We start from the raw sequence: 299 nt of genomic DNA, 5'->3' as shown, positions 1-299 counted from the left end.
CTCGGCACGGTCGTCGCCTCGGCCGCCGCCGTCGGCTGCCGCGTCGACTACCAGGTCACCAACCAGTGGCAGGGTGGCTTCGGCGCCAACGTCACCGTCACCAACCTCGGTGATCCCGTCACGGGGTGGACCCTCACCTGGTCGTACACCGCCGGCCAGCAGGTCACCCAGGCGTGGAACGCCACCGTCACCCAGTCCGGCGCCCAGGTCACCGCCCGCAACGTCGACCACAACGCCGCCATCGCCACCGACGGCACCGCCGCCTTCGGCTTCAACGCCTCCTGGACCAGCGGCAACCC

The 299-nt window shown here is 71.6% G+C and carries 1 protein-coding gene; it reads left to right on the top strand.

The features are described 5' to 3' along the window. Nucleotides 1-299 (top strand): cellulose binding domain-containing protein (locus EAD89_RS00135; protein WP_199733367.1); only part of this gene is annotated, 299 nt, incomplete at both ends.

Origin of the sequence: Micromonospora sp. BL4 (assembly GCF_003667505.1) — a bacterium.
GTDB lineage: Bacteria > Actinomycetota > Actinomycetes > Mycobacteriales > Micromonosporaceae > Micromonospora.
The sequence above is the reverse complement of the archived record's forward strand: the minus strand, read 5'-3'. Positions and strand labels throughout refer to the sequence as shown.